The sequence below is a fragment of the Bacillus sp. JJ1122 genome (assembly GCF_036964885.1).
Taxonomy (GTDB): Bacteria; Bacillota; Bacilli; order Bacillales; family Cytobacillaceae; genus Mesobacillus.
On the sequence record NZ_JBALQL010000042.1, the window covers coordinates 1 to 475 of the forward strand.

Genomic DNA, 475 nt, shown 5'->3' on the forward strand with positions numbered 1-475 from the left:
AAGGGGGCACAGTTCATTTATGCTGGGGTTGCTTTTTACATTTTCCAGAGCCTATTCTTTTATCAAAAATACTTTGCCGTTTCCGCAATGGGAACATTTGAAAAGATGCGGGCACTCCTCTTTTGCAAAATCAGCCGGATATCCATCTTCAAGCTTCATTTGGTCTATGGGCATATAAGGGCTGTAATCATCATAATAGTCTGCTTCTCTGCCTTTATTCTCCATGCTTCCACCACAATCGGGACAAGCAGGAGAAAGGCTGCTGAATCCGTTGCAAAGCGGGCACATCCCCATTTCCTTCAGTCCTTTCTGCATTCTGCTATCGATAGTTTATGTTGGAAGGTCTATTCATAATCTAAAAAGGTTAATGGTTATGGAATCATTCTATATAGGAAATCCATTTCCTGGTTTTTACCCAGGTGGCAATTTATAAGAATAAGCCTTTGTTTTTAAAAGTTGGCTCTGTTAAACAAGG

Annotated in this window: 1 protein-coding gene; it reads right to left on the reverse strand. The window is 40.4% G+C overall.

All coding sequences use genetic code 11. The features are described 5' to 3' along the window. Nucleotides 1-51: 51 nt before the first annotated feature. Nucleotides 52-294 (reverse strand): hypothetical protein, encoded by a 243-nt coding sequence (locus V7201_RS20555; RefSeq protein WP_335378721.1) that lies wholly within the window; start codon nucleotides 292-294, stop codon nucleotides 52-54. Between the last annotated feature and the right edge of the window lie 181 nt (nucleotides 295-475).